General features: G+C 50.1%; 14 protein-coding genes and 3 pseudogenes. 12 read left to right on the top strand and 5 right to left on the bottom strand.

Translation table 11 applies throughout. The features are described from left to right. A partial coding sequence (locus tag OGY37_RS12120; RefSeq protein WP_286620897.1) for a hypothetical protein occupies positions 1 to 185 on the bottom strand: 185 nt, incomplete at its 3' end. Positions 186 to 613: 428 nt separating this feature from the next. On the opposite strand from OGY37_RS12120, the pseudogene OGY37_RS12115 reads away from it, so the two are divergent. The 6 genes and pseudogenes from OGY37_RS12115 to OGY37_RS12090 all read left to right on the top strand — a co-directional run. Next, a pseudogene (locus tag OGY37_RS12115) lies at positions 614 to 745 on the top strand (IS1 family transposase); the annotation flags it as partial. A 146-nt stretch (positions 746 to 891) separates the two neighbouring features. Next, positions 892 to 1,260, top strand: a complete 369-nt coding sequence (locus OGY37_RS12110; RefSeq protein WP_032677090.1) for a hypothetical protein — start codon at positions 892 to 894, stop codon at positions 1,258 to 1,260. Between the two features lie 162 nt (positions 1,261 to 1,422). Continuing rightward, on the top strand, positions 1,423 to 2,007 hold the full coding sequence (locus OGY37_RS12105) for a recombinase family protein (protein WP_012695450.1): 585 nt from the start codon (positions 1,423 to 1,425) through the stop codon (positions 2,005 to 2,007). A 185-nt stretch (positions 2,008 to 2,192) separates the two neighbouring features. Continuing rightward, on the top strand, positions 2,193 to 2,750 hold the full coding sequence (locus OGY37_RS12100; protein WP_000108589.1) for an OsmC family protein: 558 nt from the start codon (positions 2,193 to 2,195) through the stop codon (positions 2,748 to 2,750). Positions 2,751 to 2,891: 141 nt separating this feature from the next. Further along, on the top strand, positions 2,892 to 3,473 hold the full coding sequence (locus OGY37_RS12095) for a TetR/AcrR family transcriptional regulator (RefSeq protein ID WP_000210409.1): 582 nt from the start codon (positions 2,892 to 2,894) through the stop codon (positions 3,471 to 3,473). Positions 3,474 to 3,477: 4 nt separating this feature from the next. After that, positions 3,478 to 3,816, top strand: a complete 339-nt coding sequence (locus OGY37_RS12090) for a carboxymuconolactone decarboxylase family protein (protein WP_000888080.1) — start codon at positions 3,478 to 3,480, stop codon at positions 3,814 to 3,816. A gap of 29 nt (positions 3,817 to 3,845) precedes the next feature. On the opposite strand, the gene OGY37_RS12085 is transcribed toward OGY37_RS12090, so the two are convergent. Continuing rightward, positions 3,846 to 4,175: a thioredoxin family protein gene (locus tag OGY37_RS12085; RefSeq protein WP_021242987.1), complete on the bottom strand. Its 330-nt coding sequence runs from the start codon at positions 4,173 to 4,175 to the stop codon at positions 3,846 to 3,848. Positions 4,176 to 4,388: 213 nt separating this feature from the next. On the opposite strand from OGY37_RS12085, the gene OGY37_RS12080 reads away from it, so the two are divergent. From OGY37_RS12080 to OGY37_RS12070, 3 genes are all read left to right on the top strand, one after another. Continuing rightward, a complete protein-coding gene (locus OGY37_RS12080) occupies positions 4,389 to 5,495 on the top strand; it encodes an alkene reductase (RefSeq protein WP_006687059.1) in 1,107 nt (368 codons plus the stop codon). A 65-nt stretch (positions 5,496 to 5,560) separates the two neighbouring features. Continuing rightward, positions 5,561 to 6,262: a DsbA family oxidoreductase gene (locus OGY37_RS12075; RefSeq protein WP_001194072.1), complete on the top strand. Its 702-nt coding sequence runs from the start codon at positions 5,561 to 5,563 to the stop codon at positions 6,260 to 6,262. Between the two features lie 65 nt (positions 6,263 to 6,327). Then, positions 6,328 to 7,101, top strand: coding sequence for an SDR family NAD(P)-dependent oxidoreductase (locus OGY37_RS12070; RefSeq protein ID WP_004729618.1), 774 nt, complete (start codon positions 6,328 to 6,330; stop codon positions 7,099 to 7,101). 210 nt (positions 7,102 to 7,311) lie between these two features. On the opposite strand, the pseudogene OGY37_RS23505 reads toward OGY37_RS12070, so the two are convergent. Together OGY37_RS23505 and OGY37_RS12065 are read right to left on the bottom strand one after the other, a co-directional pair. Beyond that, a pseudogene (locus OGY37_RS23505) lies at positions 7,312 to 7,410 on the bottom strand (EamA family transporter); the annotation flags it as partial. Between the two features lie 11 nt (positions 7,411 to 7,421). Further along, positions 7,422 to 7,694: pseudogene (locus OGY37_RS12065) on the bottom strand (IS1 family transposase); the annotation flags it as partial. 98 nt (positions 7,695 to 7,792) lie between these two features. Here OGY37_RS12065 and OGY37_RS12060 point away from each other — a divergent pair. Beyond that, positions 7,793 to 9,226 carry a DNA cytosine methyltransferase gene (locus OGY37_RS12060; protein ID WP_001288432.1) on the top strand — a complete coding sequence of 478 codons (1,434 nt, stop codon included), beginning with the start codon at positions 7,793 to 7,795 and terminating at the stop codon, positions 9,224 to 9,226. Between the two features lie 33 nt (positions 9,227 to 9,259). Here OGY37_RS12060 and OGY37_RS12055 read toward each other — a convergent pair whose 3' ends face one another. Next, on the bottom strand, positions 9,260 to 10,468 hold the full coding sequence (locus OGY37_RS12055; RefSeq protein WP_000110241.1) for a type II restriction endonuclease: 1,209 nt from the start codon (positions 10,466 to 10,468) through the stop codon (positions 9,260 to 9,262). 245 nt (positions 10,469 to 10,713) lie between these two features. Between OGY37_RS12055 and OGY37_RS12050 the strand changes: the two genes are divergently transcribed. Both OGY37_RS12050 and OGY37_RS12045 read left to right on the top strand, forming a co-directional pair. Continuing rightward, positions 10,714 to 11,283 carry a recombinase family protein gene (locus OGY37_RS12050; RefSeq protein WP_001749988.1) on the top strand — a complete coding sequence of 190 codons (570 nt, stop codon included), beginning with the start codon at positions 10,714 to 10,716 and terminating at the stop codon, positions 11,281 to 11,283. 610 nt (positions 11,284 to 11,893) lie between these two features. Next, positions 11,894 to 12,591 (top strand): IS1 family transposase gene (locus tag OGY37_RS12045; protein ID WP_286620892.1). Its coding sequence is split into 2 segments (ribosomal slippage): positions 11,894 to 12,143 and positions 12,143 to 12,591, totalling 699 coding nucleotides; the frame shifts between segments, so codons are not numbered across the junction. Positions 12,592 to 12,606 lie beyond the last annotated feature (15 nt).

Here is a 12,606-nt window from a genome sequence, read left to right as displayed (position 1 = left end):
AGGATGTAGAACCAGCTGGCATTCGTGAAGATTTGTTGCTGAAGTAGTTTAAAATTTTTGTCGGCGACATCCGGGAATACAGCGGCAAAGGCGACAAGAAGGAAAATTAACAAAGCAGATGTAAAGAATACCGCTTTGTTAATCTGGCTTTTAGACTTCTTTTGGATTGTATCATTTTCACTCATAATCATTTATTCCATTAATTAAAATCCGCACTGTATAGAGGGTACTACATCTCAAAGATTAGCAAACTTCAACTTACGATGCGGCGTCAATCGGAATGCAGAGTGCAAGAGTGGCCATACAGATATCCTGTTGATAGTCTGCCAGCCGTCTTCTGGAGCATTTGATTTGCATAAATTGCATCAGATCTGGGGATTCACTTTGATTAGAGCAATATTGAGAATGACTTACTAACGTCTGATGTTGCGTAAAGCGGGCTTTAAGGATGGTCGCAATGTCAGAGGTAAGGACAGACGTTCAGGATGCAAATAATCAGTGCCGGTTCGTCGCTGATTTTCCTTCAGGCTGACTTGTCCAAAACGAGTAACAATCGCCGGTGATGCTGCCAACTTACTGATTTAGTGTATGATGGTGTTTTTGAGGTGCTCCAGTGGCTTCTGTTTCTATCAGCTGTCCCTCCTGTTCAGCTACTGACGGGGTGGTGCGTAACGGCAAAAGCACTGCCGGACATCAGCGCTATCTCTGCTCTCACTGCCGTAAAACATGGCAACTGCAGTTCACTTAGGGGTCCGCTTGGAAAAAGGAAATTATCCTACGCTAAGCGCATTTTTTGCACAGATGGCTACCGACTGAACGTAACGTGTGAGTCATGATCAGAAATGTGTTAACTCTAGGAATTGACACGACTTACTGTTTGATGGGGAAATCATGTTTAGCTATCTCAAGGCTATGTATCATCAATCAAAAATTCAGGCTGAACTCAAGGTACAGATACATGAACAAACTACGGTTAATGCTATCTGTCATCACCCTGAATCAATCGAGATCATTGCGGTTTGTTCGACTGATGCGTATTACCGAAAACGTAAGGACGCTGCTTTTCTGACAACCTGTTCTGTGCTCATGCGTACTTTAAAAGATGAATCCGTACCGATGGTACTACGGAAAACAGCATGGCGATTATTGAACGAAAGATACCAACGAATTAAGTTAAATCAGGCTTATAGGATAGAAAATTTCTTGCTTGTTGCCGATTTTGAATATGCTCTCGAAGAACATGATGAACTAGCAGAGTAGTACTAGTGAGGCGATGAATACCGACAGTTAACGTGCATGTGACTTAAACGTCCGAAACCGGTCGGTTTCGTACACCACTTACAGCACATGTCCGAAACTTAGTGAAATTAATTTCGGACACACGTTATAATTCGGACATCCATTTCGTACGGAAAGTTTCCCATGTCACGTGTTTTTGCCTACTGCAGGGTCTCAACTCTGGAACAGACCACAGAAAACCAGCGTCGTGAAATTGAAGCGGCGGGTTTTGCCATCAGATCCCAACGACTTATTGAGGAGCATATCAGTGGCTCGGTTGCTGCCAGCGAACGCCCCGGATTTATCCGGTTGCTAGATCGCATGGAAAATGGGGATGTACTGATTGTCACCAAACTTGACCGTCTGGGTCGTAATGCGATGGATATCCGAAAAACAGTAGAGCAACTGGCGGCTTTAGATATTCGCGTTCATTGTCTCGCACTCGGAGGCGTTGACTTGACCAGTCCGGCCGGAAAAATGACTATGCAGGTAATTTCTGCTGTAGCGGAGTTTGAGCGGGATTTGCTGCTTGAGCGAACGTATTCAGGTATTGCGAGGGCAAAAGCGGCTGGAAAACGCTTCGGTCGCCCCCCCATCCTGAGCGAGGAACAAAAGCAAACAGTGACAGAGCGCCTAAATGCTGGCATCAGTATCAGTGCTATTGCCCGGGAATTTAATACCACCCGCCAGACTATCCTTCGGGTAAAGGCTGGATTGCTGCAAGAGTGAGCGGCTGGGAAGATTATAAAAAAAATCAAATGGTTATTATGAAATAAAACAGCCTGCTGGGTTCTTTTCCCCCTATTTTTTATAAAAGAGTAGACAAAAGAGGTTCGCGATATTAATCTACCAACTAGATGGTTGGTGCTGATTACACCAGCTATACCTTTTATCAAGAAATTACAGGAGCCATTATGTCTACTACCGTTAAACCTTCTGCAGACGCAGCTGCGATCCACAATACCCGTGAAGCAGTTCGCAGCCAGCCTGGCCTGGGTAACCTGACTTTCCAGATGAAAGCCCGTTCCAGCGGCGGATTAACCGTTCGCACAGAGACCGGCGCCACAATCCAGAACGGCGTTATCGATACCAGCCGTGTGGGGAAATTTTCTAATATCGGTGATGAACCCGCAGGTTTACTCGGCACCGATACCGGCATGAGCCCGACTGAATACATCATGCAGGCGCTGGCTGGCTGTTATACCGCCACCCTTACCATGATGGCTGCTGAAAAAGGGATCGACCTGGACGGTATCGAGCTGGATCTTAATTTCGATATCAACCTCAACGGCTTCCTTGGGCTGGACAGCAACGTGCGTAAAGGTGCGAAATCTATTCGCGTCGATGTTCACCTTACGAGCAAGACCGCCAGTCGCGAGGAGTTAGAAGCGCTGGTCAGCGAAATGCAAAAGAATTCGCCAATCCACGATACTCTGGCTAATCCGGTTGAAATGATTACACGCCTGGCGTGATGTCAGAGATGTAATGCTGCCATTCAGAATGCAGGATGGCAGTGACGTTCAGCTCTGCACGATACTGAGTCAGTGATACAACTTGCTACGGAAAAATAGCAACAATATAATCTATCAACTAGTAGATTATATGGAGTAATTATGACAACCATGACACGGGAACGGCTGCTCAGCGAAGCAGAACACCTGATGCGCGAAAAAGGGTATTCAGCATTCAGCTATGCTGATTTATCAAAAATAGTGGGTATCACCAAGGCCAGTATTCATCACCATTTCCCGACCAAAGATATTCTGGGTGAGCAGGTGGTAATACAGGCGTTCTCTGATACACAACGCGTATTTGAGCAGATAGAGGCGACTGAGAAAAGCGCGGAGAGAAGAATTGCGGCTTACATCGATATCTTCGCGCAAAGCCATAAAGCTTCGCTACTGCCACTGTGTTGTGCGTTGTCAGCAGAGACCGCCAATCTGCCTCAGGCAATTACTGTACAGACATCACTTTATTTCGATATGCAAATCGAGTGGCTCACAAAAGTCGTCAGGGCGGGCATGGAGTCAGGTGAGTTTTCATCCCATGCCGAACCATCAGATATTGCTTTGATGATCATTAATGTCTGTGAAGGCTCAAGCGTAGTGGCGCATGCAACGGCCAGACCCGAAGTCTTCGCCAACAGCCTTAAGTATATAAAACTGCTTCTTAATACCCCTCATTCAGGAGAATGACACTATGCTGGACTGGAACAACTATCGCTCAGAGTTAATGCAACGTTTAGGCGAGTTGGGCAAACTGACCCCCGAGACCATGAAAGGCGTGGTTGCCCTGGGCAACGCAGGTAACAAAACTGACCTTTTGGGCGCAAAAGTGCGTGAACTCATTGCCCTGGCGTGCGCAGTCACAACCCGCTGCGACGGCTGTATTGCTTTTCACGCCGACGCCGCTGTGAAAGCCGGTGCAACCGACGCTGAAATTGCTGAAGCGCTGGGCGTGGCGATTAACCTCAACGCTGGCGCGGCGGTCATTTATTCAGCCCGCACTCTGGATGCCGTCGGTCAGGCACGCGGTTAAGCATTAATAAATTCCACGTTAAAAGGGCATTACTGCCCTTTTTTTATGTCCGCAATAGCCTGAGCATATACCGATGCAGGTTTCACACCCGGTATGCGTTTAACTAATTGCCCTTCATGAAATATCAGCACAGACGGCAGCCCCCAGATCTCGTATTTGGTTGTCAGCACCGGCGCCTGATCTACATTGACTTTCCCCACCTGAATATCTCTATCGAGCCGGTCTGCAAACTGACTGAACATTTCTTCGCTGGCCTGACAGGGCGGACACCAGGGTGCAGAGAAACGTACCACCGATATTCCGTTGTACTGCTCTATCTGGCGGAAATTATCTTCGTTATAAGCTGTTAATGTACGCATGGTGATGACCTCGCAAAATGAGTGACAATTCAGAAATGGCTGCGTTATGACAAAAAAATACAACACAGCCATTGACCTACCTACTAGATGGTTGGTATATTGCCACCCATCAGATGTTTATGCAACTCCAGTGCGCGACGTCCAGTCGATGATACTGCCGGGCTGTGCAAATCCCTGCCGGGATACTCCTTTTTGTTTTTTGTGAGGTATACGATGAGTAAGCTTTTCACCCCCTACAATCTGTCTGGCCTGGCGTTAAAAAACCGTGTAGTCATGGCACCGATGACCCGCACCCGCACCATGAATGACGTGCCGGATGAGGTCGTGGCTTTGTACTATGCACAGCGTGCTTCTGCTGGCCTGCTCATCACCGAAGGGATGCCGGTTTCAGAAGAAGGCCGGGGTTACCTTTATACCCCTGGTATCTACAACGACGAACACGTCCAGGGCTGGCGTAAGGTGACACAAGCGGTTCACGCCAAAGGTGGCCGTATTTTCGCGCAGCTCTGGCACGTCGGCCGTATGTCTCACGTCTCTCTTCAGCCAGGCCACATAGCGCCGGTTTCAGCGGGCACCGTTCAGGCGGTCAATACCACCGTTTTTGCGCTGACCGAATCCGGAGAACCGGGCCCGGTTGTACCAAGCCAGCCACGCGCGCTGGAAACGCATGAAGTTAAACGCATCACTGCAGACTTCGTGCACTCCGCACGCCTGGCGATGGAAGCCGGCTTTGACGGCGTGGAAATCATGGCGGCAAACGGATTCATCTTTGACCAGTTCCTCAGTAGCGAACTGAACACCCGCACCGACGAATACGGCGGCTCGGTGGAAAATCGTCAGCGTTTCCTGCTGGAGACCATTGACGCCGTGGCGGAAGCCGTGGGTAACAGCCACGTTGCCGTGCGCCTGTCACCGTTCGGCCGCATTTATGACCTCGCGCCGTATGAAGGTGAAGAGCAAACCTGGTCAGCCATCACCGACGCGCTCGGTCAGCGGGAACTGGCCTACGTACACCTTTACTATCAGCCGGTGTACACCAAAGCGCCACTTCCGGAAGGCTTCCGCCGCCGTTTTCGCAACACGTTTAAAGGCACCATCATCGCTGCCGGCGGTTTTACCCGTGATATCGCAGAGCAGGCTCTGGAAGATGATGAGCTGGATCTGGTGGCATTTGGTGTGCCCTACATCGCTAACCCGGATCTGGTTGAAAGAATGCAAAACGGCTGGCCACTGGCAGAAAGTGACCGCGCCACCTACTACGGCGTCAGTGGTTCCCCGGAAAAAGGCTATACCGATTACCCGGTCTGGCAGGCGCAATAAATCCCATACGGTCGCGGTTCTCTGATAAGTGAGATCCGACCGCCCAACGTCTTTGAGGAATCATTATGCAAACGCTGAAACCCACCCTTACCATCGATATCTGGTCAGATTTGGTCTGCCCGTGGTGCTGGATTGCTAAAAAAAGATTTGAACAGGGTCTGAATCGCTTTGAATTTCGCGACCAGGTGGTGATCCGCCATCACAGCTACCGTCTGGCCGGTGGTACTCCCGCGATGCCTTTTAAGGATGCCATCGTTAAAAAGCTGGGCAGTCAGCATTCAGCGGAGCTGATGATGAATCAGGTGGGCACCGCCGGTAAATCTGAAGGTCTGATCTACAACTTCGACGGCATGATGTTTGGTGATACAGAAGATGCACACACCCTGCTGGTTGCCGCGCGTAAGGCCGGAATTGCGGACGCGGTGGAAGAACGTTTTTATCATGGCAGTATCACCGAAGGTCGCTCTCTCTTTGACCGTCAGCAGCTCGTTGCCATGGCCGTAGAAGCCGGTATGCCGAAAGCTGACGCTGAAGCCGCCCTGGAAAATGACGATTTTCGCGCCACCGTTTCCGACGATGAAGCCCACGCACAGTCTATTGGCCTCAGCGGCGTTCCGGTTTTTGTGATGAACGAAAAATATGCCATCAGCGGGGCTCAGGCAGCAGATAACTTTTTGAATGCCCTGCGTCAGGTCTGGGATGAACAGCAAACCGAATTTTCAGCCACTGCGGGTCAGACCTGCGGAACGGATGGCTGCAGTATTTAATCCGTCAACCGCCGGCAGTTTCACGCTGCCGGCAACGTCTTACCCACCAGTAATGGAGTCAGAAAATGAACACTTTTTTCAAAGGTAAAAAACTGCTCGTCGTCGGCGGTACCAGCGGCATGGGCCTGGCCGTGGCACGCATGGTACTGGAAGCGGGCGGCAGTGTCGTGCTGACCGGGAATAAAAAAGACAAAGCCGAAGCGGTGCAAAAAGAACTGAGCCCTCTGGGACCGGTTGCGGTCATCGCGGCGAACCTGATGACCGAAGAAGGTATGGAAACTATCCGTCAGGAAATTAATGCTCACCATCGCGATATCAGCCTGATGGTGAATGCCGCCGGTATCTTCATGCCCAAAGGATTTACCGAGCACAGCTTTGCCGATTATGACATGTATCTTTCGCTGAACCGAGCCACGTTCTTTATTACACAGGATGTCGTGAAGAACATGCTCGCCGCGAAGCTCGAAGGGTCTATCGTCAACGTCGGTTCGATTGGTGCTCAGGCTGCACTGGGTGACTCGCCGGCCTCGGCCTATTCAATGGCAAAAGCGGGTCTGCATGCCCTGACGCGTAATCTGGCGATTGAGCTGGCCAGCGCGGGTATTCGTGTCAACGCGGTGTCTCCCGGGATTGTTCATACGCCGATATACGAAGGCTTCATGGACAAAGCGGATATCGCAGATGCTATGAAGTCGCTGAACGATTTCCACCCGCTGGGACGCGTCGGAACTGCCGAAGATGTGGCAAACACTATTCTCTTCCTGTTGTCTGACAAAACCTCATGGGTGACGGGCGCTATCTGGGATGTCGATGCGGGCATCATGGCGGTCAGACGATAACCCCGTGACGCTGGCATAAGCCGCCCCTTAAGGGCGGCATTTTTTTGTCGCCAGACATGTCATCAGCAGGCTTCACTAAGAATATTCACGACCTGTTCATCCGTGCCTTTTGTGTTCCCGGCACAGGGTGTTATGCCGGGTTCTGACGACATCCTGACAGGACAAAACGGCCAGAGAGAAAGGAGTTATACACGATGAGGAGCCGGTAACGGAGAGTGATTCCCCTTTAAATAATCCGTGGATCACCATCGCAAACTGTACGGCACCAAAAAGTAACAGCGCACCTGCCCCGGTATCGAGATGGAGGTAATGACTCCAACTTACTGATAGTGTTTTATGTTCTGATAATGCCCGATGACCTTGTCATGCAGCTCCACCGATTTTGAGAACGACAGTGACTTCCGTCCCAGCCTTGCCAGATGTTGTCTCAGATTCAGGTTATGTCGCTCAATGCGCTGAGTGTAACGCTTGCTGATAACGTGCAGCTTTCCCTTCAGGCGGGATTCATACAGCGGCCAGCCATCCGTCATCCATACCACGACCTCAAAGGCCGACAGCAGGCCCAGAAGACGCTCCAGCGTGGCCAACGTGCGTTACCTAACAATAAACCTGTTTAAATATCCAGATAAAAACATTCAATCTGGGTCAAATGAGTGATACAGTTTCACCCATAAGACCCAATGGAGGCAATATGTCTGAATTTGAATTACTGGCGCAGGATCTGCTTGAGAAAGCAGAAGCGGAAGAACAACTGCGACAGGAAAATGATAAAAAGCTGCTCGGGCAGGTGCTGGAAATCTATGACCAGAAGTACGTGGCTGAACTGCTTAGAAAAGTTGGTAAAAATGAGTGGAGTCGCGAGACTCTTAATCGCTGGATTAATGGTAAGTGCTCACCTAAGACGCTGACGTTAGCCGAAGAGGAACTTCTACGAAAAATGCTTCCGGAAGCGCCTGCACATCACCCTGACTATGCCTTCCGGTTTATTGACCTGTTTGCTGGGATTGGAGGTATACGGAAGGGCTTCGAAACCATCGGTGGCCAGTGCGTTTTTACCAGTGAATGGAATAAAGAGGCTGTGCGCACATATAAAGCTAACTGGTTTAACGATGCTCAGGAACACACTTTCAATCTCGATATTCGGGAAGTCACGCTCAGTGATAAACCTGAAGTACCTGAAAACGATGCCTATGCTTACATTAATGAGCATGTGCCGGATCATGATGTACTTCTAGCAGGTTTCCCCTGTCAACCGTTCAGCCTTGCGGGCGTAAGCAAGAAAAACTCGCTCGGGCGCGCGCATGGTTTCGAATGTGAGGCTCAGGGAACGCTTTTCTTCGATGTGGCGCGTATTATACGCGCAAAAAAACCTGCCATCTTTGTTCTTGAAAACGTTAAAAACCTGAAGAGCCATGACAAGGGTAAAACCTTTAAAGTCATCATGGATACCCTCGACGAACTGGGCTATGAAGTTGCGGATGCAGCTGAGATGGGCAAAAACGATCCTAAAGTTATCGACGGAAAGCACTTTTTACCTCAGCACCGAGAACGTATCGTTTTGGTCGGTTTCCGTCGTGATCTGAACATTCACCAGGGCTTTACCCTGCGCGATATTAGTCGTTTTTATCCGGAACAGCGTCCGTCATTTGGCGAACTGCTGGAACCCGTGGTTGACAGCAAATATATACTGACGCCGAAACTCTGGGAGTATCTCTATAACTACGCCAAAAAGCACGCAGCTAAGGGTAACGGATTCGGTTTTGGCCTCGTTAATCCTGAAAATAAAGAAAGCATTGCCCGTACGCTTTCTGCTCGCTATCACAAAGACGGGTCTGAAATTCTGATAGACCGTGGCTGGGATATGGCCACAGGTGAAACAGACTTCGCGAACGAAGAAAATCAGGCGCATCGGCCCCGCAGGCTGACTCCACGAGAGTGCGCGCGCCTTATGGGTTTTGAAAAAGTAGATGGCAGGCCTTTTCGCATTCCTGTGTCAGACACTCAGTCGTACAGGCAGTTCGGTAACTCCGTAGTGGTGCCCGTGTTTGAAGCCGTAGCCAAACTGCTTGAACCTTATATCCTGAAAGCGGTTAATGCCGATTCGTGCAAGGTTGAACGAATCTGATCGCTCCTCCCGGTATTTATGCCGGGAGATAATCTATGGAATATCTGCGTAAAGCCCTGTCAGCTCAGCAATAAACGCACCTAGCGTCATTAGCTCAGCTCTCACCGCCTCCGGGTATTTTTTGTGCAGCGATGATGGCACGACCAATCTGACACCCGACTCCCGCATCTCCCGATATTGAGCCAGAGAAACTCCCTCTTGGAGTGTAAACAGATGCACCTGATGAATTTTATCGGCCTCATTCAGTATCTGACGCCAGCGATCCTTACAGGTAGTCTTGACTGCCAGCATGCGCAGATTTTCTACGGGAAACTCAGTATCGTGGTAAGCCCCTGCGGAAGGGAAAAGGAAATCGGGTTTTTTATTACCTTCTGTGATGGCCTGCGTCGCAAAGTGTCGCAGGCCGTGCTCAATGAATAGATGCTCCAGGTGCAGTTCCAGCGACTTCCCGGCTCTGGATTTACGGCGATTGCTGACAGAATTGGCCAGCGCAATAAATTCATCCACAGAGCCAAATCCTTTCCGGATGATATCCAGAACATGCAGTTCCTCAACCAATAGAAATATGTCGTACTCCACGCGCCGGCGGTCAAGAAGTTGCTCATCCGGATCAAGGGAATTTTTCACATAATGGCTGGCTGCATACTGAATAATTTCACTTCCCGACGGAAAGCGCAGGTGCCAGTCTTCAGGTAGAATATATTTATGATTTACTGGCGCTTGCTGTAGAGATAGTCCGCCTAGAATCTGTCCTGCGGGGCCGGATATAAGCGCTCCGGGTATAACTTCACCAATAGCGGTCTCAATGACGTCCTCTTCATCAGTGCTGGCGCATACCCAAATATTTACTTCCTTACAGTCCCCCCCTTGCTCATCAAGCTTGAAAGCCAGGAGCGTCAGAGCCCCTGTATTTTCAGGATTCTGAAGTGGGCTGCCTCTACCCCAGCGGGTAATCCTTTTTTCATTCCGGGTTTTACCAAAATGACGGCTGTTATAATAAATTGCCCGGGCTTCGCTGTCAGGGCAATCATGCGATGACACATGTGCGGTGAGAAAAACCGAAGGGTTCAGTTCACGGGTATGGTTGATAGACGGAAAGAGTTTTTCAACGATACCTGAAGGGATATAAAGCCCTACCTGGTGACCACCTGTTGCGCCGGTATCGTTGGCGGAAAGGCGTTTGATGTAGACGAAGTAATTCTCACATGCGATCTCAAGTAGCCAGTTGTGGAAAACCGACATAAGCATCCCCTGTTACCCTGAAACTCTACTCACCATTTTTTCATGATTATATACAAACAGCCAGAAAGGCTGTTACAGACGATTTGATCTGCAACCTATTGGTTAAATTAATGTATCAAAAACGATGGTTTTTGTGACAGTCTTGAAAAGTCCTGACTTCTCCCGAAAAATGACTCCCCTCATGTAACAAAACTCGTTACTGTATCAACATAACAATAACCCCATAACTAATTAGCGAGAAAAGAATGAAAATCGGCTATGCACGTAAATCTACGCATCTTCAGGATGTGGCGCACCAGGTTGACGAACTAACAAAAGCTGGATGTGAGCAAATCTATCAGGATCAGACCTCACGTAGCGGCCCCAAGCGCGACAAAAAAGGTGCGCCGGAACTGGAGAACTGCCTGAAAGCATTGCGCGAGGGAGATACCCTAGTAGTTTGGGCACTAGATCGGCTCGGCGGTTCATTGGGTCAAGTCATTACTTTACTCGACGACCTGAAGAAACGCGGAATAACTTTCATAGCCATCAAGGACAGAATAGACACAAATGCGCCAGTTATAGGGGAAATCTATACTCATCTGATGGCGATATTCTCTAGCTTTGAACGCAACCGCAATATTGAAAGAACGCGCTCAGGCCTTGCAGCTGCACGCGCAAGGGGCCGTGTGGGAGGGAGAAAACCGTCACTTTCTGAAGAAGATGTTAAACAAATTAGAATCTTACTTGCTGATCCTGAAATGACAGTTGGTGCAGTTGCTAAGCGCTTCAACGTTTCTCGCATGACTATTTATCGCTACACCACAAAATCATGAATGACCGCAGCATGGCGGTTTTATTTTCTTATGCCCGTCAGGGCATGGAAGGCGACCACGCCGGACTTAAACGGGCACCGGCCGCAAATCGCCGGAAACCGCAACGCTGACCGTATCGCCCGGCCCAGCCCCTCCCTGCAAAGCCATAACCCAGCCCGCCGCCACGCAGCTGCCGCACGTCCCCCACGGTGGTGCGCAGTGGGCGCCGCGCGCCTGCGCGCGGGAACGGCGGCCCGCCTTCGGGTCGCGGCGCCGTACTGCGCGTTAGCGGCCGCACGCGGCCGGTTACGGGGGACACTACGCCATACGACCAGCGACCCGCTGAGCTGCACAATCCACGGATAACACAAGCTACATACATGTCGATATGGGAATCGGCCCACCTTGCCGGGCTGCGTAATTGCATCGGACTTGACTACCCATTTGCATTTTACTTGGTGACCGTTTGCAGATTACTTGACCATCACCAACTAAATCTGTCCCATTAGATTTAGTTGGCGTAAGGCCTTACATCTTAACGGCTGCTGTGTGCCAAGAGCAGACGCTGGTAATTCGGGTAATGGTGCCAACTTACTGATTTAGTGTATGATGGTGTTTTTGAGGTGCTCCAGTGGCTTCTGTTTCTATCAGCTGTCCCTCCTGTTCAGCTACTGAAGGCGTGGTGCGTAACGGTAAAAGTACTGCCGGACATCAGCGCTATCTCTGCTCTCACTGCCGTAAAACATGGCAGCTACAGTTTACTTACACCGCCTCTCAGCCCGGTACACACCAGAAAATTATTGATATGGCCATGAATGGCGTCGGATGTCGCGCCAGTGCACGCATTATGGGCGTTGGCCTCAACACGATTTTACGACACTTAAAAAACTCAGGCCGCAGTCGGTAAACTCACGCATACAACCGGGCAGTGACGTCATTGTTTGCGCGGAAATGGACGAACAGTGGGGTTACGTCGGTGCTAAATCACGCCAGCGCTGGTTGTTTTACGCGTATGACAGGATACGGAGGACGGTTGTGGCGCACGTATTCGGTGAACGCACGCTGGCCACGCTGGAGCGTCTTCCGGGCCTGCTGTCGACCTTTGAGGTCGTGGTATGGATGACGGATGGCTGGCCGCTTTATGAATCACGCCTGAAGGGAGAACTGCACGTAATCAGCAAGCGATATACGCAGCGCATTGAGCGGCATAACCTGAATCTGAGGCAACATCTGGCAAGGCTGGGCAGGAAGTCACTGTCGTTCTCAAAATCGGTGGAGCTGCATGACAAAGTCATCGGGCATTATCTGAACATAAAACACTATCAGTAAGTTGGAGTCATTACC

Source organism: Citrobacter sp. Cpo030 (genome assembly GCF_030333005.1).
Lineage (GTDB): Bacteria > Pseudomonadota > Gammaproteobacteria > Enterobacterales > Enterobacteriaceae > Citrobacter > Citrobacter portucalensis.
The sequence above is the reverse complement of the archived record's forward strand: the minus strand, read 5'-3'. Positions and strand labels throughout refer to the sequence as shown.

Coding starts and splice junctions, on each gene's coding strand:
- OGY37_RS12100 (WP_000108589.1), top strand. CDS start 2,193: ATGTCTACTACCGTTAAACCTTCTGCAGACGCAGCTGCGATCCACAAT.
- OGY37_RS12060 (WP_001288432.1), top strand. CDS start 7,793: ATGTCTGAATTTGAATTACTGGCGCAGGATCTGCTTGAGAAAGCAGAA.
- OGY37_RS12085 (WP_021242987.1), bottom strand. CDS start 4,175: ATGCGTACATTAACAGCTTATAACGAAGATAATTTCCGCCAGATAGAG.
- OGY37_RS12095 (WP_000210409.1), top strand. CDS start 2,892: ATGACAACCATGACACGGGAACGGCTGCTCAGCGAAGCAGAACACCTG.
- OGY37_RS12110 (WP_032677090.1), top strand. CDS start 892: ATGTTTAGCTATCTCAAGGCTATGTATCATCAATCAAAAATTCAGGCT.
- OGY37_RS12050 (WP_001749988.1), top strand. CDS start 10,714: ATGAAAATCGGCTATGCACGTAAATCTACGCATCTTCAGGATGTGGCG.
- OGY37_RS12075 (WP_001194072.1), top strand. CDS start 5,561: ATGCAAACGCTGAAACCCACCCTTACCATCGATATCTGGTCAGATTTG.
- OGY37_RS12070 (WP_004729618.1), top strand. CDS start 6,328: ATGAACACTTTTTTCAAAGGTAAAAAACTGCTCGTCGTCGGCGGTACC.
- OGY37_RS12080 (WP_006687059.1), top strand. CDS start 4,389: ATGAGTAAGCTTTTCACCCCCTACAATCTGTCTGGCCTGGCGTTAAAA.
- OGY37_RS12105 (WP_012695450.1), top strand. CDS start 1,423: ATGTCACGTGTTTTTGCCTACTGCAGGGTCTCAACTCTGGAACAGACC.
- OGY37_RS12055 (WP_000110241.1), bottom strand. CDS start 10,468: ATGTCGGTTTTCCACAACTGGCTACTTGAGATCGCATGTGAGAATTAC.
- OGY37_RS12090 (WP_000888080.1), top strand. CDS start 3,478: ATGCTGGACTGGAACAACTATCGCTCAGAGTTAATGCAACGTTTAGGC.